15 protein-coding genes are annotated in these 17,957 nt (G+C 52.8%); 8 read left to right on the top strand and 7 right to left on the bottom strand.

Annotated features, from left to right (window positions below):
* The first annotated feature begins 19 nt into the window (after nt 1-19).
* Complete coding sequence (locus Q8O77_RS16855; RefSeq protein WP_305555956.1) at nt 20-799, top strand: general secretion pathway protein GspB; 780 nt, start codon at nt 20-22, stop codon at nt 797-799.
* 10 nt (nt 800-809) lie between these two features.
* On the opposite strand, the gene Q8O77_RS16850 is transcribed toward Q8O77_RS16855, so the two are convergent.
* From Q8O77_RS16850 to putA, 3 genes are all read right to left on the bottom strand, one after another.
* The gene (locus Q8O77_RS16850; RefSeq protein WP_305555953.1) at nt 810-2,036 is read right to left on the bottom strand and encodes an HD-GYP domain-containing protein; all 1,227 of its coding nucleotides are present in this window, start codon (nt 2,034-2,036) and stop codon (nt 810-812) included.
* Nucleotides 2,037-2,134: 98 nt separating this feature from the next.
* Nucleotides 2,135-3,265, bottom strand: coding sequence for an HD-GYP domain-containing protein (locus tag Q8O77_RS16845; protein WP_305555950.1), 1,131 nt, complete (start codon nt 3,263-3,265; stop codon nt 2,135-2,137).
* Between the two features lie 175 nt (nt 3,266-3,440).
* Entirely contained in the window at nt 3,441-7,217 is a 3,777-nt protein-coding gene (putA, locus tag Q8O77_RS16840; protein WP_305555947.1) for a bifunctional proline dehydrogenase/L-glutamate gamma-semialdehyde dehydrogenase PutA, read from the bottom strand.
* A 132-nt stretch (nt 7,218-7,349) separates the two neighbouring features.
* Between putA and Q8O77_RS16835 the strand changes: the two genes are divergently transcribed.
* The gene (locus tag Q8O77_RS16835; protein WP_305555944.1) at nt 7,350-7,850 is read left to right on the top strand and encodes an Lrp/AsnC ligand binding domain-containing protein; all 501 of its coding nucleotides are present in this window, start codon (nt 7,350-7,352) and stop codon (nt 7,848-7,850) included.
* A gap of 58 nt (nt 7,851-7,908) precedes the next feature.
* Here the strand turns inward: Q8O77_RS16835 and Q8O77_RS16830 are convergent, their stop codons facing one another.
* Nucleotides 7,909-8,514: a TIGR04211 family SH3 domain-containing protein gene (locus tag Q8O77_RS16830; RefSeq protein ID WP_305555941.1), complete on the bottom strand. Its 606-nt coding sequence runs from the start codon at nt 8,512-8,514 to the stop codon at nt 7,909-7,911.
* A gap of 133 nt (nt 8,515-8,647) precedes the next feature.
* Between Q8O77_RS16830 and Q8O77_RS16825 the strand changes: the two genes are divergently transcribed.
* Nucleotides 8,648-9,550 (top strand): inorganic triphosphatase, encoded by a 903-nt coding sequence (locus Q8O77_RS16825; RefSeq protein ID WP_305555938.1) that lies wholly within the window; start codon nt 8,648-8,650, stop codon nt 9,548-9,550.
* Nucleotides 9,551-9,563: 13 nt separating this feature from the next.
* Nucleotides 9,564-12,377 (top strand): bifunctional [glutamate--ammonia ligase]-adenylyl-L-tyrosine phosphorylase/[glutamate--ammonia-ligase] adenylyltransferase, encoded by a 2,814-nt coding sequence (gene glnE, locus Q8O77_RS16820; RefSeq protein WP_305555935.1) that lies wholly within the window; start codon nt 9,564-9,566, stop codon nt 12,375-12,377.
* Nucleotides 12,378-12,380: 3 nt separating this feature from the next.
* Here glnE and Q8O77_RS16815 read toward each other — a convergent pair whose 3' ends face one another.
* From Q8O77_RS16815 to tolC, 3 genes are all read right to left on the bottom strand, one after another.
* Nucleotides 12,381-12,974 carry a TcpQ domain-containing protein gene (locus tag Q8O77_RS16815; RefSeq protein WP_305555932.1) on the bottom strand — a complete coding sequence of 198 codons (594 nt, stop codon included), beginning with the start codon at nt 12,972-12,974 and terminating at the stop codon, nt 12,381-12,383.
* A 3-nt stretch (nt 12,975-12,977) separates the two neighbouring features.
* Entirely contained in the window at nt 12,978-13,910 is a 933-nt protein-coding gene (lpxL, locus tag Q8O77_RS16810) for an LpxL/LpxP family Kdo(2)-lipid IV(A) lauroyl/palmitoleoyl acyltransferase (RefSeq protein ID WP_305555928.1), read from the bottom strand.
* Between the two features lie 119 nt (nt 13,911-14,029).
* Entirely contained in the window at nt 14,030-15,388 is a 1,359-nt protein-coding gene (gene tolC / locus Q8O77_RS16805) for an outer membrane channel protein TolC (RefSeq protein WP_305555925.1), read from the bottom strand.
* A 119-nt stretch (nt 15,389-15,507) separates the two neighbouring features.
* On the opposite strand from tolC, the gene nudF reads away from it, so the two are divergent.
* From nudF to Q8O77_RS16785, 4 genes are read left to right on the top strand one after another with little or no spacing between them, the layout of a single operon-like run.
* Nucleotides 15,508-16,143: an ADP-ribose diphosphatase gene (nudF, locus tag Q8O77_RS16800; protein ID WP_305555922.1), complete on the top strand. Its 636-nt coding sequence runs from the start codon at nt 15,508-15,510 to the stop codon at nt 16,141-16,143.
* A gap of 1 nt (nt 16,144) precedes the next feature.
* On the top strand, nt 16,145-16,585 hold the full coding sequence (locus Q8O77_RS16795) for a DUF1249 domain-containing protein (RefSeq protein WP_305555919.1): 441 nt from the start codon (nt 16,145-16,147) through the stop codon (nt 16,583-16,585).
* A complete protein-coding gene (locus Q8O77_RS16790) occupies nt 16,585-17,376 on the top strand; it encodes a metallophosphoesterase (RefSeq protein WP_305555916.1) in 792 nt (263 codons plus the stop codon). The genes Q8O77_RS16795 and Q8O77_RS16790 overlap by 1 nt, the downstream gene beginning before the upstream one ends.
* On the top strand, nt 17,373-17,945 hold the full coding sequence (locus Q8O77_RS16785) for a YqiA/YcfP family alpha/beta fold hydrolase (RefSeq protein WP_305555914.1): 573 nt from the start codon (nt 17,373-17,375) through the stop codon (nt 17,943-17,945). Before Q8O77_RS16790 ends, Q8O77_RS16785 begins: the two co-directional genes overlap by 4 nt.
* Nucleotides 17,946-17,957 lie beyond the last annotated feature (12 nt).

Below are 17,957 nucleotides of genomic sequence, written 5' to 3'. Positions count from 1 at the left end.
CCACCGGGCCGGGAACTTTATGTCAATTTTAATGCAAGCATTGAAACAACAGCATCAGGCTGCGCCGCCGGCGGCAGATGGCAGTGCATTTTGGCGTAAACTGGCGTTGGCGCTGGCCTTACTGTTGGCGCTGCTAACCGGCGCCGTCGCCGCCTATCTGTTAATGCCGCTGGTTAAACCCGCTGCAACCCCTGCTGCAGAGGTAGTGATACCGGCGCAACCCGACGCTATTCTGGCGGCATTAAGCCCCGCCGATAACGAAGCGGCAGATAAAACAGCACCGGCGGTTGTTACTGAATTGGCCCAGGCACTAACGCCGCAACCGCCGCAACCGCAAGTAGTGCAGGAGCAACTGACCAGCAAACCTGCCATGGCAACGGTGACGGCCGGGACTGCTGCTGCGGAACCTCAGCCGTTAGTGGAGGCTAAGCCTGAGCCTGCTGCAGAACCGGCAGTGTCAGCAGAGCTGCGGGATAAATTTGCTTCGGCGATAGAGGCAACAGAGGGCAGAGTGGCGGCTGGCGGCCAGCGTAACCAAAGTGCGCCGGCGCGCGATATCGGTAGCCTGGAGCGACAACTGCAGCAACAAATTCCGCCGCTGCGCTTTGATGCCCACGTCTATGCCACTACGGTTAGCCAGCGTTGGGTGAAAGTAAACGGTAAAACCTTGCAGGAAGGTCAGTGGGTAACGGCAGATATCCGCATTAAAGAAATTACGCCGCAATTTGTGCTGCTGCAGCTGGGTAACCAGCTGTTCAGTATGGCGGCCCTGACCGAATGGCCGGGCAGCGGCGGCTAGCCCGCTGGTGTCAGACTTTCATGATAAACTGATTAAAAAACTTCTTCAGATCAATCTTATATTCCAGCGCGTCTACAGCAGTGTTAATGGCATCGTTGCAACGGGCGTTAGTTAAATCCAGCGTCACCGGGGTTAAATAGTGCCGCTTACTGCCATGGTAGAACACTTTCACAATAGGACAGGTCAGGCTGGCCGGGTTGTGTTCCAGCACTAATGCCAGTTTCTCGCTGTCCAGTTTTACCAGGGTGCCTGGCGGGTACATGCCTATGGCGCTGATAAACTGTTTTACCAATACCGGGTCGAAATGATGCGGGCTGTCGGCGAGTAAAATCTTCAGCGCTTTAACGCTGGTTTGGCCGCTTTTATACACCCGCTGTGCGGTGATGGCGTCATAGCTATCGACAATGGCGATCATCCGGCTGTACAACGAAATTTGCTCACCCGTTAAGCCGGCAGGATAGCCTTTGCCATCGAGGCGTTCATGATGGTTTGCTGCTACATCCAGGCTGATATCTGAAATACCTTCAGTTTGTTGCAAAATATCGCGGCTGTACTCGACGTGTTTGCGCATTTGCACAAACTCATCTTCAGTCAGCCGGCCCGGCTTATTTAATACCGCGTCCGGCACCTGAATTTTACCAATGTCGTGCAGCAGTGCGCCGGTTGCCAATTGCTCAATAACCGACTCTTCCATATTGAGAAACTTGGCAAAGATGCTCATCAGAATGGAGACGTTAACCGAGTGTTCCAGCAGGTAAGCGTCTTTATCGCGGATCCGGCTCATGCACAGCAGTGCATCCTGGTTGCGGAACACCGAGTCAATAATGCCGTCGGCACAATTGCGAAAGTCGGCAACGTCAATGGTTTTACCGTTGCTGATGTCACGAAAGGCGCGCTTTTGCAGATTTTTGGCTTCGGCATAGAGTTTTTCTGCTTTTGCCAGCTCCTGCGTCATGCTGGTTTTTTTGCCGCTTTGCCGTGCACTCAGGGTCACTGCCGGGGGCGCCGGCACTGCAGAGGCATGAGTAAAACCGTTGCTGTCGGCAATGTCTAAGGCAACAACCTGCTGTTTGGCCGGGTCAATAACCACTGCGGTTACACCCTTGCGTTTAAGTAAGTCAATTTGTGCGCTGTCTTTAACCTGGCCTTGTACCTGCAGAGCAGCAGCATTTTGTTGTTGTGCTATTTTGACAATAAACATACCGCAGATCAGCTGATCAATGGGAATTGTCTTCACGATGGGCAAACTTCAGTGATGGCGTATCCTTAGAATACTAGTGCCTGGGGCGTGCTTAAACAAGCGCTGACTTCAAAGACAGTTTTTACAGGCGTTTTTTACAAATAGTTGTGTACGTCCAGACCAAACTTTTTCAAATCGACACAAGCTTCAATTTGTTCATCCTGCTGCCGTGCCAGGTCGAGCACTTTAGCCGGAATATGGTGCTGATGTACGCTGTGATAGAACACTTTTACCTTGGGCTGCACCGGCTTTTTCGGGTTGTTTTCCAGCACCAGCGCTAGCCGGCCACTGCTTAGTTTTACCACTGAACCCGGCGGATAGACCCCTATGCATTTAATAAACAGCTGCAGCAGGTCGCCATCCAGTTGCCTTGGCGTCAGGTCCAATAACTGGCGCGACGCGTTAAGCGGCCCTTGTTTACCCTGATGGGCTGATGTCAGGTTTTCATAGTGGTTTACAATAGCCAGCATCCGGCTACCTTTATCAATTTGCTTGCTGCTGATTTTTGGCGAGCCGCTGCCATCAAGATAAGCACAGTGCTGGCTGATCCACAGTGAAATTTCGCCGGCCAGGTGTGGCGTTTTTTGCAATGCCGTCATACTTGCCGCTATAGCAACATGATCGTCGGCGTTCAGGTAATCGGGGTTGGTGGTTTTGCCGATATCGTGCAATAACGCCGCAGTGATCAGCGCCTGCACTTTATGCGGTGGCAAGCCGAGGTAACGGCCAAAAGCTGCCATATAAACCGCGCAGCTGATGCTGTGTTGTAGCAGGGTGTCGCTTTGTTCTGCGATGCGGGTCAGGCACAGCAATACGTCCTGGTTGCGGGCCACAGACTCAGATAAGCCGGCGCTGACTTCATAGATTAAGCTCAGATCGATGGCTTTTTCCTGACGTACCGCATCGAGTAACTGGCGCTGTGCTTTGCCGGTTTGCTGCAATACCCGCTCAGCCCTTGGCCATTCAGTGCTGAACAAGCTGCGCGGTGGTGGTTCATCCGCAGTAACGGTGGCGGCAGGTGCAGGCGCTTCAGCAACCTGGCTGATTAGCTTTTTATCAGGGTCAATCAACAGCACGCGTACGCCTTTTTGGCGTAATACGTCAACCGCCTGTGTCGTACGGACCCAACCGGCATGTTTGACGACTATTTCGCCGGTTTGCTGCAATACCTGCACTACATAGCTTCCCGGCTGCAAATCGGCGATGTTAACTTCCTGATATGCCATCTTGTGTTTAACCTGAATCCCATCGTTACATCAGCCGTGCAGTATACCTGAAGTTGCTTAACTGCATATTAACAAAGAGCTGATTTGTCATAATGCTGCGATAGCATGCCGTATAACATAGCATAAAGCCCGCAACTGCGGGCTTTAGCCAGATTGAAACAGAGTGGTGCAGGGGTTAACCGGCGTTATCTGCCATGGTCATCAGCGACGCATTGCCGCCGGCAGCCGTGGTATTAATGGTAACGGTTTTTTCGGTAATTAAACGCTGCAACAAGCGCTGCCCGGCCGGGGCTGTGATTAGCGGCAGAATCGCGCCTTCACGGCTGGCTAACAGCTCAGCACACAGCGGTTTTACTGCACTGCTCACTTCCACTATAGCACCGGCCAAATCAGCATGCGCCAGCAGGGTAGTCAGGCAGTCTAACCGTACTACGGCCAGCAGGTGTGCCGGCATGCCGGCCTGTTGCAGCGCTTTAATACAGGCTTCAGCTTCGGCTACATCGGCTTCTTCTACCGCTGTTACTACCGCATTGCCGGCTGCCAGCGCGGTAATAATGACCACTAACCAATGGCTGAATGAGCTGGTTTCATCGCGTACCAGTGCCAAAATGCCGCGCGGATCCAGCAGCAGCATATTTGTTTCACCGGTGGGCCCGGGCAGCATTACCGGCTTTTGCAGCTCACGCTCTACCCGTTGCAGTTTTTGCTGTGCCAGGGTGAGCACTTGCTCTAAGTCCGGTTCCAGCTTATTTACTACCGCGTTCGACGCCAGTGATGCCAGGAACTGGCGCAGTACAGAAGTACGCTGATTAATGCTCAGCAGTGCCCATTGTTGCTGTGCTACAGCAGCTGTTGGCATAGCGTAGGCTACAGCATTGCTGGTGGTTTCACTGAGCAGGCGGTGACGTTTTTGTTCACTCAGTTCAGCGCAGCTGACATCAAAGTTATCTTTAACCAGCCTGGTTAAATACAAGGGGCCGCCGGCTTTGGGGCCGGTGCCGGATAAGCCGCGACCACCAAAGGGCTGCACACCGACCACGGCGCCAATCATATTGCGGTTTACGTAGATATTGCCGGCTTTAATATCGCGGGCAATACGTTGGGTAAACTGCTCAATGCGGCTGTGTACTCCCATAGTCAGGCCGTAGCCGGTGGCGTTGATCTGGTTGATAATGTTATCCAGCTGATTGGCGTTAAAGCGGATAATATGCACCACCGGGCCAAACACTTCGCGCTCCAGCACGGTTAAATCGCTGATCTCGTACAGGCGCGGTGCGAAGAAATAATGCCGGTCACCGGTCGGCACCTGGCATTCGTAGTGCAGAGTAGCTTTATCAGCCAGGTACTGCACATGGCTGTTTAAACGCTCCAGCGCTTTGGCATCAATGACCGGGCCTAAATCTGTACTGAGCCATTGTGGGTCGCCAACGTGCAACTGTGCCATAGCGCCTTTTAACATAGTGATAATTTTATCGGCCACGTCTTCTTGCAAAAACAGCACCCGCAGCGCTGAGCAGCGCTGGCCGGCACTTTGGAAACCCGACGAGATAACATCATCTACTACCTGTTCCGGCAGGGCGGTCGAGTCGACAATCATACAGTTCTGGCCGCCGGTTTCGGCAATCAGCGGCACCGGTTCGCCGCCACGCTCTGCCAGTTTACGCGCTATCCAGCAACCGGTTTCGGTGGATCCGGTGAACATCACGCCCTGAATACGGCTGTCCGGTACTATATGTTCCCCTACCTGACGGCCCGGTGCGATAACCAGCTGTACCACGTGCTCCGGCATACCACATTGGCGCATCAGTTCGACAGTGCGGATGGCAATTAAGCTGGTTTGTTCAGCCGGTTTCGCCACTACGGTATTGCCGGCAACGATGGCGGCGGCTACCTGGCCTAAGAAAATGGCCAACGGAAAATTCCACGGGCTGATACATAAAAACACACCGCGGGCTTGTTGTGGCTTAGCAAACAGCTCTTCGGCACGGGCCGAATAGTAACGGCAGAAGTCGATGGCTTCACGCACTTCAGCAACGCTGTCACCTAAGGTTTTACCGGCTTCTTTTACGCACAGCGCCAACAGCTCATCGCGGTTCGTTTCCAGCGCATCGCCAATGCGGCGCAATAAGGCCGCGCGCTCTGTTACCGTGCTTGCAGACCAGCTGGCAAAAGCCGCGTCAGCATTAGCCAGTATTTGCTGCATTTTGTCTTTGTCGGCATAGTGCAAATAACCGATAATTTCATCAAGGTTAGCCGGATTGGTTACGGCTATCGCATCGTGCTCTACCGGTAACTGCTTAGTGCTGTTGAACCATTGTTCCATCGCGGTTTTAACCGGTTCTACCTGGTCGATATCGGTTAAATCCAAGCCACTGGAGTTTTGCCGCTCAGCGCCATATAAGGCAGCAGGTAACGGAATTTGTTGGTTGCGTTTTTTGCTCCAGCCGCGCACGGTTTCTACCGGGTCGCCCAACAGTGATTCTACCGGAATGCTTTCATCAACAATATTATTAACGAAGGAGCTGTTAGCGCCGTTTTCCAGCAAACGGCGCACTAAATAGGCCAGTAAGTCGGAGTGTTCACCCACCGGCGCATAAATGCGGCAGGGGATTTTGTCTTTAATCACGATTTCGTCGTACAGCGCATCGCCCATGCCATGTAAACGCTGGAACTCAAAGCCGCTGTAATCCTTCGTCATTTCCATAATGGTGGCGACAGTGTAAGCATTATGGGTGGCAAATTGCGGGTAAATGCTGTCGCGGTAGCTGAGCATTTTTCTCGCACAGGCCTGATAAGACACATCGGTAGCGGGCTTGCGGCTGAACACCGGAAAGTCGCTGAAGCCTTCAAGCTGACTAAGCTTAATCTCGGTATCCCAGTAGGCGCCTTTTACTAACCGCACCATCATTTTGCGGCCAACTTTTACCGTTAAATCACGCAGCCATTCAATCACATGGATACCGCGTTTCTGATAGGCCTGCACCGCTAAGCCAAAACCTTCCCAGCCATCCAGCGCCGGGTCACTGAACACTGCCTCAATGATATCCAGCGATAAATCCAGCCGGTCGGCTTCCTCGGCGTCGATGGTAAAGCCGATATCATAAGCTTTGGCCGCCAGAGCCAGTTGTTTTACCCGGGGTACCAGCTCTTCGATAACGCGGTCGCGGTGGCTGAATTCATAGCGAGGGTGAATGGCCGACAATTTCACCGAAATGCCCGGGCTGTTAAACGGGCCGCGACCTTTAGCTGCTTTACCAATGGTATCAATTGCCTGCATATAGCTGTCGAAATAGCGATCTGCATCGGCCATAGTGCGGGCGCCTTCGCCCAGCATATCGTAGGAGTAGCGAAAGCCTTTGGCTTCCATTTGTGTGGCGCGCTCCAGCGCTGCGCCTATGGTGGTGCCCATGACAAACTGGGCGCCCATAATTTGCATGGCATAACGCACCGCCTGGCGGATCACCGGTTCGCCTAAACGGCCACAGGTGCGCTTGAGCAAACCAAATTGTTGTTTTTTCTGCTCGTCAGAGTAGTTTACCAGCTTGCCGGTTAACAGCAGGCCCCAGGCAGAAGCATTGACAAATAATGAGCTGCTGTTGCCTAAATGCGAACTCCAGTCACCTTGCGCCAGCTTATCGCGAATAAGGCGGTCAGCCGTGGTTTTGTCCGGCACGCGCAGCAAGGCTTCGGCCAGACACATTAATACCAAACCTTCGTCAGTTGACAGCGAAAACTCATTCAGTAACGCATCAACACCGCCCTTGCCTACCTGTGCCTGGCGGATGCTAAGCACTAACTTGCGCGCCCGCTCCCAGGCGCGACTGCGGGCATTAACGCCAATGTCGGCCAGTGGCAGCAGATAATCCAATACTTTATCTTCATCGGCACGGTAGAAATCACGAATAGTTTGACGCAGCGGTTGAGTGGCAACCAGGGAACCGTTATACAGCATGGCAGTAAGCTTCCTGACAAGATTTGAGAATGCGGCATTCTAGTGAAAAGTCTGCCGCATAGGGTGGTTATTTTTTTGCTTTAACCCTATATAATTCTGCCAATGTTAACCAAAACCAGAAAAATAGCTGCCATGAGTACACCTGTAAAAAGTAAAGGACTGGACCGGATAGATATCAGTATTCTGGATACGCTGCAGCGCGACGGCCGCATTGCCAATGTTGATTTAGCCAAAAAAGTGAACTTAAGCGCCAGCCCTTGTATTGACAGGGTAAAGCGGTTGGAGAAAGAAGGCTATATCGATGGTTTTGGTGCCAGATTAAACGCCGCCAGGTTGGGTTTTGGCACGGCTGCTTTTATTCAGGTTACGCTGGACAGAACCACCAGCGAGGTATTTGATAAATTCCGCGATGCGGTAGTGCAAATTCCACAGGTGGCCGAATGCCATATGGTAGCCGGCGGTTTTGATTATTTATTAAAACTGCGGCTGCCGAATATGGATGCTTATCGTAACATTCTGGCATTAATCGTTGATTTGCCGGGCGTAGCGCAAACCCATACTTATGTGGTGATTGAACAGGTAAAGAGCGATGCGGGTTTGCCGTTAAAAACCACAGAGGCGGTGCAAAGTTAATATTCTGCTTGTAACCGCACGGCAGGGCGCCGGCGTTACAAGCAAAACAGGCTGTTGTTTACATCCAGCGCTCACTGTCGCGGCGTTTTGGCATCAGCAGCGGCAGTAATAAGCCGAAAATTAACCCGGCCAGCAGGATTAACGAACCCAACACCATAGGTTTTTGCCAGATCGAGCTTTGCGTGGCTTCCACCTGGCCTTTTAACTGCTCATAGGCGCGGTTAGCCTGTTCCAATTGCTCCAGCGCGGTTTGCCGCTCCGCCACCGCTTTATTTAACTGGCTGTTCAACTGATCGCGCTGCTGCTCCAGCTGGTTAATATTTTCATTATGGTTGGCGTAGTCGGCTTTCAGTTGTGCTAACTGGCTGACCAGGCCTGGCGTGTACGTCACATATTCTTTTGGTAACCAGCCGGTCTTGTTGTCTTCAAACTGAATTTGCGCATAACCGGTTTCGGCATCTTCAGACAAAAAGGTCACACTCTGGCCGGCATTTACCGTACCGATAATACGATACTGGTTGCTGGGGCCGGAATGCAGATAGACAAATAACGCATCGCTGATAAAGGCCGGTTTGCTTTCTGCCTGGGCGCTGGCTGCGCCGGCAAGGACTAAGCAGTACGCCGAAAATAATACCAGCAGGGAGCTTTTAATTAATCTGAACATAGGTATCCTGAGCTTATTTGTACAAAACAGCTTTGCAGCCAACATCTTGGATGATAGGGAGTTGCGCGGCAATTGACAAGGGTTAAAACGGTAAGCGGGCACAGCACCGTTACCTTAGCAAACAGAGTAGCAGATGAGTACTGAACTGGAACTGAAGTTTTTAATGCCGCCGCGGTATTTAGCGCAACTTATTGCCATGCTGCCACAGTTGGGTACTACGCAAAGCAGCGATGACACCAGCTTGCTGAATGCTTATTTTGAAACCAAGGATAGGTGGTTTCGCCGCCATGATATGGGCCTGCGTAGCCGCCTTAAGCGCGGCCGCTATGAACAAACCATCAAGTTGGCCGGTAGCCAGCATGGCGCCATGCAAATGCGGCCGGAATACAATGTGCCCTGTGCCGGTGTGGAGCCGCAACTTAGCGCTTTCCCTGCGCATATCTGGCCGGCCGGCACCGATATAGTGCAGCTACAACAACAAATAACCGAGTTGTTCCGCACCGATTTTACCCGCAAAAGCTGGCAGTTGCAGTGTTCAGACGGCAGCATGGTTGAACTGGTGTACGACCAGGGCCAGGTGCTGGCCGGTACGCGCACTCAGCCGATTGCTGAGCTGGAATTAGAGTTGCTGAGCGGGGACGCACAGCAATTGTTTAATCTGGCACGGCAGCTGTTGCAGCATTTGCCGTTAGTTACCGGCTGGCAGAGTAAAGCCGCCCGTGGTTATGGCCTGGCAGCACAACAACCGCTGACATTGCCGCGGCATAGCGGTGATAGCCTGCTGGCGCAAATTAACGCCTTACAACAAGCCGCTGCTTGCTATCAACAACAGAGTAGCAGCAGTGCGTTAGCCGCAGCGGCACAATCCCTGGCTGCGCTGGCAGACAGTATGCAAGCGCTGCCGGCATTACAGCAGCTGAGCAGCCGCGCGGCGGCGCTGGCTACGCAACTGCGCTCAGATGATAAGGTGTTGGCACAGCAAGATTACCATCTGTTGCTGTTGGCGGTGTCTGAATACCTGTACCACAACGGCTGAAGCGGAGGTAATGATGACTGATAACAGTGCGGCGTTAACCGCGTATCTGGCGCAAATACTCAGCCGGTTTGAACTGGATGCCTTTGGTAGCGAAGCACAGCAGCAACTGCGCACCTTGCTCAGTGCCAGCAGCTTTATTGGCCGTACTTTACAGCAGCAACCGGCGCTGCTGGCAGAGTTTTGTCATGCGCCAACGCTGTGCCAACAGTTGCGCCAGCCGGGCGAAGTATTGCCGGCAGATACAGTACTGACAGACGAGGCGGCGGTGTTTGCTGCGCTGCGACGCTACCGCAATGCGCAGTTGTGCCGCATTTTGGCCGCCGACATTCTGCAGCTTCAGCCGGTTAGCGCCAGTTTGCAGCAGGTATCGCAGTTGGCAGACTTGCTGATCAATACTGCCTACCACTGGGCCTATCAGCAACTAAGCGCACAGTGGGGCACACCGCTGGACGACCAGGGCGAGCCGATGCCACTGCTTATTCTCGGCATGGGTAAGCTGGGCGGGGGCGAGCTGAATTTCTCCTCCGATATCGATTTAATTTTTACCTACCCGGCGAATGGCGAAACCAGCGGTGGCCGGCGCAGCACCGAACACCAACAGTTTTTTACCAAATTGGGGCAAAAGCTGATCGCGGCGCTGCATCAGGTTACTGCCGATGGTTTTGCCTACCGGGTTGATATGCGGTTACGGCCCTTTGGCGACAGCGGCCCGCTGGTACTAAGCTTTGCTGCTATGGAAGATTATTACCAGGAGCAGGGCCGGGAGTGGGAGCGTTACGCCATGCTAAAAGCGCGGGTACTGAACCCGGATGGCCGCCACAGCACCGAGCTGCAACAGCTGTTGAAGCCGTTTATTTACCGGCGTTATATTGATTTCTCTGCCATTGAATCGTTGCGGCGGATGAAGCAGCAAATAGAGCAGGAAAACCGCCGTTTAAACCGGCGCGACAATATTAAGCTTGGCATCGGCGGCATTCGCGAAGTGGAGTTTATCGTACAAACGCTGCAGCTGATCCGCGGCGGCCGCATTCCGGCGATGCAACAACCTTCTTTATTAACGGCACTGACAGTATTGGCAGACGAAGCGGTGTTAACGCCACAGCAGGCCGCCGAATTGCGTACAGATTATCTGCTGCTGCGCCGTGTTGAGCAGGCGCTGCAGGGTATAGACGATCAGCAAACGCAAACGCTGCCACAAGAAGCCTTGCTACGGGCGCAGCTGCTGGCGTCATTACAACTGGGCAGCTGGACAGAGTTACAACAGCAGGTTGATGCGGCGATGGCGCGGGTGCATCAGCAATTTAAACTGGTAATTGATAACGGTGAAGAGCCCGAGCAGCAGGACACCAGTATCGGTAAATTGCTGTGGGACAGTGAGCAACCGGCGGAGGATTTGGCAACGCAGCTGGACTGGCTGCAGCTGCCAGACGCTATGGCACTGATAGCGCAACTGCAACAATTTAAACAAGACTGCCAAAAGCGCAGCGTCGGGCCGCGTGGCCGCGATTTTCTTGCCAAATTGGTGCCGTTATTACTGCATATGTTGCAGCAGCAACAATGTCAGCCGACAGTACTGGCAAGGGTGTTAGGCGTGTTCCGGCAAATAGTAACCCGCACGGCTTACCTGGAGCTGCTGTTTGAAAACACCGCCGCACTGCAGCAATTGGTGCTGTTGTGTAACCAAAGCGGCTGGCTGGCAGAGCAACTGGCGCGTTACCCGATGTTGCTCGATGAGCTGATAGACCCGGCGCAACTGTATCAGGTGGCCAGCCGCACTGATTACAGCGACCGGCTGCGCCAGCATATGCTGCGCGTACCGGCGGACGATTTAGAACTGCTGATGGAAACTCTGCGCCAGTATAAACAAGCGCAGCAGTTACGCATTGCCGCTGCCGATATCAGCGGCGTGTTGCCACTAATGAAAGTGAGTGATCATCTGACCTGGCTGGCAGAAGTGGTGATGGCGCAGGTAGTTGAGCTGGCCTGGCAGCAAATGACAGAGCGCTATGGCGCGCCGGCCAATGCTACGGCCGGCGATAAAGGCTTTGCCGTTATTGCTTACGGTAAACTGGGCGGGTTGGAGCTGGGCTATGGCTCGGATCTGGATCTGGTATTTGTACACAATTGCGACAGCCAGGCTGGCACCGACGGTGAGCGCAGCATTGACTCAAAGCAGTTTTATTTAAAACTGGTACAGCGCGTGCTGCATCTTTGTACCACCCGTACCAACAGTGGCGTGCTGTACGACATCGACACGCGGCTGCGACCATCCGGTAACTCCGGTTTGCTGGCGATTAATATTAATACCTATGCGCAGTATTTGCAGCAGGAAGCCTGGACCTGGGAGCATCAGGCACTGGTGCGGGCAAGGGCGATATACGGCAGCCCTGAGTTGGTGCAACAGTTTGACCAGATCCGGCAGCAAATTCTCAGCCTGCCGCGCGATGCTGCCAAGCTGCGCATTGATGTGGTGCAAATGCGCGACAAGCTGCGCCAGCACCATGCGGCTGATGAGCTGGACCCCAAACACAGCAGCGGCGGCATTGTTGACCTGGAATTTATCAGCCAGTATCTGGTATTGGCGCATGCAGCCAGCGATGCCGGCTTGTACCGCTACAGCGATAATATCCGTATTCTGGATGCGGCAGCTGCCGGCGGTTTGCTCAGTGCAGAGCAGGTGACACAGCTACAGCAGGCGTATCAGTTATTACGTGGCGCCGGCCACCGGCATACCCTGGCGCCGGCCACGCTGCCGTCGCTTGACAGTTTGCAGCAGGCCAAACAGCAGGTGGAACAAATTTGGCAGCAGTTATTCGGCGTGGCTTAGCCCTCAGCCTTGTTTGGCTTTGGGCTTGGCATCGGCGGTAATGCAGTATTGCTGCAGGTGTGCGTTGGTTTTATCGGTAATCACGGCGGCCCGCTCGCGCGGGCAGTAGTAGGATAAAACCGGCGAAGAAAAGTCCGGTGCAATGGCAACGCCAACTTCATAGATGGTTTCTATTAAGGTGCTGTCGGTCTGAAAATACTGCTTTACCACGTAATCGCGCGGTAAGGTCCAGAACAGCTCAACGCCTTCGGCTCTGGCATATTCGGTCAGTTTGGTTTTAATGGTATCGCCTTCGCGAAAGCGGCGGTCGGTTACCTGACCACGCCAGTTTTCATCACCCGGCACCACCACTTTGGCGCGTTGCTTCAACTGACCGGTTAACTTATCGCTGGTATCCGGTAAAGTAAGGCGGAACTCAGATATTTCCCTGGCACCATCGGCAATAGAGCCGCGAATTTTGCTGTAAAACTGGCTGAAACCTTCAGCAGCTTCATTGGCGGAGTTTTTGCGGATCAAAAAGTCTGGCCGTGTAAGAATAAGGTACGCCAGAGTACCTAATACCACTAATATTGTAAGATTACGCAGCCAAAACCACATACTTCAGTCTCCTTTATAAAGCGAAGGGGCGTCTGCCTGCGGTCGGGTTTTAAACCGGCGGTGCAGCCACATATATTGTTCAGGGTGGCGCAGCACAGCTTGCTCAACCCATTGGTTAACTCTGGTTACATCAGCTTTGTCATCCCCGGTTGGAAAAGGGGTTAACGGCGGCAATACATCAACATGATAACCCTTATTACCGGCCATGCGACCGGTAACGACCGGTATTACCACGCAGTTAGCGGCGTTAGCAAATAATAGCGTGCCGGTGGTGGTGGCTGTTTCGTTAACGGCAAAAAACGGCACAAATTCAGCACGGTTGCGGCCATAGTCCTGGTCGGGCAGGTAAAAGCACACTTCCTGTTGGTTCAACGCGCCAATCAGGCCTTTAACATCGCGCTTGCCGACCATATATTTGTTGGCTTTATTGCGACCATGATACTGCAGGTAATCCATCAGTGGATTATTGTGTGGCCGGTAAAAGCCGACGCTGGGGTGGGTTAAGCCAAATACGCGGCAGGCCCCTTCCAGATGCAGGAAATGCGCCGCCAGCAGCAGCACACCTTTACCTTGCGCTACGGCAGCCGCAATATGCTGATAACCGCTGAAATGGGCCAGCTTTTTAATGCGCCAATCCGGCCACCACCAGCCAATTACGGTATCAAACAGCGCTTTACCGGTTTCCTCAAAATTGCGTTTTACCAATGCAGCCTGTTCGGCGGCGGGCATATCAGGAAAGCACAGGGCAATATTACGCGCGGCGACTTTGCGGCGTGATGTTAAGCTGCGATGCAGCAAACGGCCAAAGCTGCTACCCAGCCACATTAACGCCGGATAAGGTAACCAGCTGATAAGCCAAAGTAAGGCAGCACCGAGCCATAATAACCAATATTTTGGCAGTAGAAAACGCCAGCTAAACTGCGGAGCCTGAACCACGCGTTGTCCTCAGCAAAAAAATAATGCGCTATTGTAACGAAAATCGGCGGCGGTGATAGTGAAAACTGGTAAGAGGTTCACCGCAAATGCGGTGAACCTGAGAAGCAGAGAATGCGGGCTTAGCCAGCCAGCGCCTGATTAATACCTTGCAGGTCTTGTTCAGACAGATTACCGGCGGCCTGTTTCAGCGTCAGAATGGCTATAACGTAGTTGTAGCGTGCACCTGACAAGTTACGGCGTGCTTCAAACAAGTTGCGGGTGCTTAGCAACACATCAACGATAGTACGGGTGCCTACTTCAAAACCTGCCTCTGTCGCATTTAAAGCGCTTTCTGCTGAAATTACCGCCTGCTCCAACGCGCGGATAGTAGCAATATTGGCGTTAATATCGTTAAACGAACTGCGTACCTGGCGCACTGCAGTACGGTAACTCAGCTCCAGATCCTGACCTGCAGCAACATAGTTAGCACGTGCTACGGCGGTTTGCGCTGTGGTGCCGCCACCGCTATAAATTGGCACGCGTAAGTTCAGACCAATCTGTTTGGTATCGAAACGCGGCAAGTTACTGGTTGTTGTTGTGCCTTCAATGGTTGTGTCTGAAGTAGAATCTGAGGTGCCATAAGAAGCATCTAAGCTTAATGTCGGATAGTGACCGGCTTTAGCATTTTCAATATCGTTTCCTGCTATGTCCAGCGCCAGCTTATTAGCCTTTAAGCTCAGATTCATCTCTTCAGCAAGTTTGACCCATTCGTCTGCAGTTGCGGGTGAAGGAGCCTGAGTAGAAAATTTATCGGTATTCAGCGTTGCCAGTTCAGCGTGGTACTGGCCGGTGATTTCACGCAGCGCTTCACGTGCGGTTTCCAATGCGTTCTGGGCGGTAATTTCACGAGCTACAGCACTGTCAAATTGCGCCTGAGCTTCATGTACGTCGGTAATGGCGGTTAAACCCACTGCAAAGCGTTGCTTGGTTTGCTCTAACTGACGCTCGATAGAGCGCTTCTCTGCTTCGGCAAAACCTAAATCGTCAACGGCTTTAAGCACATTGAAGTAGCTCTGTGATACCCGCACAATCAATGCCTGTATTGCAGCATCCAAATTAGTCTGGCTTTGCATGGCACGTTTTTCTGCGGTATTCAGGTTTTTCCAGTTGGTCCAGTCGAAAATTGACTGCGACAGGCCTACTTCTGCACTCCAGCCACTGCTGTCCCTTTCCAGAGGCACCAGAGTACCATCAATAAACTGGCCGCTTTCTGATATCGTTTTGGAATATCCTGCGGTGAAGTTTACCTGCGGCAGTAAGCTTGCTTTAGATACGTCAATGCCTTGCTTGGCCGCATCACGCACAGCAACAGCTTTTAGCAATTGCGGGTCTTTTTGTGTGGCTAGCTGATAGATTTCCTGCAGATCTGCTGCAGCGGTGTGCCAGCTTAACAGCGCGAAAGAAGAGGCTAACAAAGTGCTTAATAAGGTTTTTTTCATTTTTACCAATCCTGGCCAGCTAAAAGGAAACTGCACGAATAATACTCTGATACTGTAAACTAAGTAATCATTAAACCGTAAAGTTACACGCAAGAGTGTAACAGAATGTGAGTGCAGTTATGTCTGAAATCAATGCGCAGCAGTATCCCTCATTTGGCACGGCGGATCTGGAAATTCTCGACAAAAGCACGGTTTTTCAAGGTTTTTTCCGCTTAGACCGTTATACCTTACGTCATCGTTTGTTTAACGGTGGCTGGAGTGAGCCAATGCAGCGGGAAATTTTCGAACGTGGCCATGCTGCTGTGGTGTTACCGTACAATGCCGAAACGGATGAAGTGGTGCTGATAGAGCAAGTCCGGCTTGGCGCGGCCTTCAGCAGTGCCAGCCCCTGGTTGCTTGAGGCGATCGCCGGTATGATAGAGCCGGGCGAAACCGCAGAGCAGGTGGCGCAGCGCGAAGCAGAAGAAGAGGCAGGGTTAACAATCAGCGAACTTTGGCCTATGCTTAGCTACTTGTCGAGCCCGGGCGGCACCACCGAGCGCATTCAGTTGTTTTTAGGCCGGTTGACACAGCCGGTACAAAGCGGCATTTTTGGCCTGGCCGACGAGCATGAAGACATTAAAGTACATCTGGTAACACGGCCGGCTGCTATGCAGTTGCTGGCTGAACAAAAGATAGATAACGCTGCCAGTGTCATTGCGCTGCAATGGCTGGCACTTAACCTTGATAAAGTACAGCAGGCCTGGAGGGCGTAACGTGTGGTTAAAACGCCGGAAATATGTACCCAAGCTGCCGGATTTTCTGGCGTTGTGCGAGCGTAACTATGCCCAGCTTAACCGCTATCTGGCGGACGATACCGTGCCTGGCCATACTACAGTGATCCGTGTTACCGAGCAGCATCATTACCGTATCAGCGTAACCGAAGTGGCACGCTTCACCACCACCTTACAAATTGAACTGACCGACGCGCGTGAGCATTATTTTCGCCCCGGGTTTGTTGTACGCCTGTACCATGATGCGCAGGTTGCTGAAGTGCTGTCTTGTCAGCATGTCAGCCGCTTTAAAGCGCGTTACGATTATCCCAACCCCGAGATGCTGCTGCCGGACGAAAAACGGCAGATAAACCTGTTGCTGCGTGACTGGTTAAAACTGTGCGCCGGTCAGGGTTATATCAACAGGGAGCTGGCTTTCGGTTGATGCAGTATTCGTTCAGTGCCAAAGCGCAGTACCGGCTGGCGCAAATCACCGATTGCCATTTGCTCGCCAGCGCTGAAGGTGTATATAAGCAGGTACAACCGGCAGCACATCTGGCAGCCATTGTCGCCACCCTGGTTACCGAGCAACCCGATGCGGTGCTGCTAACCGGCGATTTAACTCAGGATCACAGCGCTGCCTCTTATCAGCTGCTGGCGCAACTTTTGGCGCCGCTTAGCTGCCCGGTATTTTGCTTGCCCGGCAACCATGATGATATCGCCATGCTGCAACAGTTATGTCAGCAAGCACCGTTTCAGCCACAGCGCAGCTTACAGCTGGGCGATTGGCAATTGCTGCTGCTTAACAGCAAAGGTGATACCCCGGCCGGTGCTTTTCCTGTCGCAGAGCAAGCCTGGCTGCAGGCACAGTGCCGGCACAGTAATGCAGCGGCTATCTGGTTGTTTTGCCATCATCATCCGGCGCCGTTACACTGCTTTATTGATAAACATGGCCAGCAGGATGCCGTTGCATTATGGCAGGCGATTGCGGCAGAGCCACGTATTGCCGGCATAGGCCATGGCCATGCGCACTATGCTTATCAGTCACAGCAGCAGGGCGTTACTATTGTCGGCTGCCCGGCCAGCTCGGTGCAGTTTTTAGCAACGCCGGATTGGCAAACTAAAGACGACGGGCCGCAGTGGTGCGATTGGTATTTTGCTGCAGAAGGCAGTGTCAGTTGGCAGTTTCGCCAGCTGCAGTTAAGTAGAAAGTTTAGTAGTAAAAGCAGACAATGAATAACAAAGTAGTGTATTTACATGGTTTTGCCAGCTCGTCGCAGTCAGATAAAGCGGTACAAACCCGCGATTTTTTCCTGCAGCATTACCCGCATATTGACTTTAGTGCGCCGGATTTACCCTATGATCCGGCTCTGGCAATGCAGCTATTGCAACAGCTTATCGGCACGCGGCGTGATGTGGCGTTAATCGGCAGCTCGCTGGGCGGCTTTCTGGCCACCTGCATCGCCGAGCAGATTAACTGCCGCGCCTGCCTGATTAATCCGGCTGTGGCACCGCATACTGTATTAAATCAACATTTGGGTCGCTACTACCATCCGGTGCTGCAACAACACTATGATGTCAGTACCGAACACATGGACGTATTAGCGCAATTAATGCCGCCGCGCCTGCTGCAGCCACAGAATTACCTGCTGTTGTTGCAAAGCGGCGATGAAGTGTTAGATTACCGTCTTGCGCTTAGTTACTATCAGGGCGCAAACATAAACCTGAGCGAAGGTGGCGATCACAGTTACGTCGGCTATGCCGGCCAATTGCAGACTATTGCCAATTTTTGCCAACTCGCGTAAAAACGCGCTTAA

Origin of the sequence: Rheinheimera sp., assembly GCF_030690345.1 — a bacterium.
Lineage (GTDB): Bacteria > Pseudomonadota > Gammaproteobacteria > Enterobacterales > Alteromonadaceae > Alishewanella.
This window is presented reverse-complemented; position numbering and strand designations above follow the sequence as displayed.

Excerpts from the sequence above, each read along its gene's own strand:
- Q8O77_RS16855 (WP_305555956.1), top strand. The coding sequence starts at position 20 with ATGTCAATTTTAATGCAAGCATTGAAACAACAGCATCAGGCTGCGCCG.
- Q8O77_RS16845 (WP_305555950.1), bottom strand. The coding sequence starts at position 3,265 with ATGGCATATCAGGAAGTTAACATCGCCGATTTGCAGCCGGGAAGCTAT.
- putA (WP_305555947.1), bottom strand. The coding sequence starts at position 7,217 with ATGCTGTATAACGGTTCCCTGGTTGCCACTCAACCGCTGCGTCAAACT.
- Q8O77_RS16835 (WP_305555944.1), top strand. The coding sequence starts at position 7,350 with ATGAGTACACCTGTAAAAAGTAAAGGACTGGACCGGATAGATATCAGT.
- Q8O77_RS16830 (WP_305555941.1), bottom strand. The coding sequence starts at position 8,514 with ATGTTCAGATTAATTAAAAGCTCCCTGCTGGTATTATTTTCGGCGTAC.
- Q8O77_RS16825 (WP_305555938.1), top strand. The coding sequence starts at position 8,648 with ATGAGTACTGAACTGGAACTGAAGTTTTTAATGCCGCCGCGGTATTTA.
- glnE (WP_305555935.1), top strand. The coding sequence starts at position 9,564 with ATGACTGATAACAGTGCGGCGTTAACCGCGTATCTGGCGCAAATACTC.
- Q8O77_RS16815 (WP_305555932.1), bottom strand. The coding sequence starts at position 12,974 with ATGTGGTTTTGGCTGCGTAATCTTACAATATTAGTGGTATTAGGTACT.
- tolC (WP_305555925.1), bottom strand. The coding sequence starts at position 15,388 with ATGAAAAAAACCTTATTAAGCACTTTGTTAGCCTCTTCTTTCGCGCTG.
- nudF (WP_305555922.1), top strand. The coding sequence starts at position 15,508 with ATGTCTGAAATCAATGCGCAGCAGTATCCCTCATTTGGCACGGCGGAT.
- Q8O77_RS16790 (WP_305555916.1), top strand. The coding sequence starts at position 16,585 with ATGCAGTATTCGTTCAGTGCCAAAGCGCAGTACCGGCTGGCGCAAATC.
- Q8O77_RS16785 (WP_305555914.1), top strand. The coding sequence starts at position 17,373 with ATGAATAACAAAGTAGTGTATTTACATGGTTTTGCCAGCTCGTCGCAG.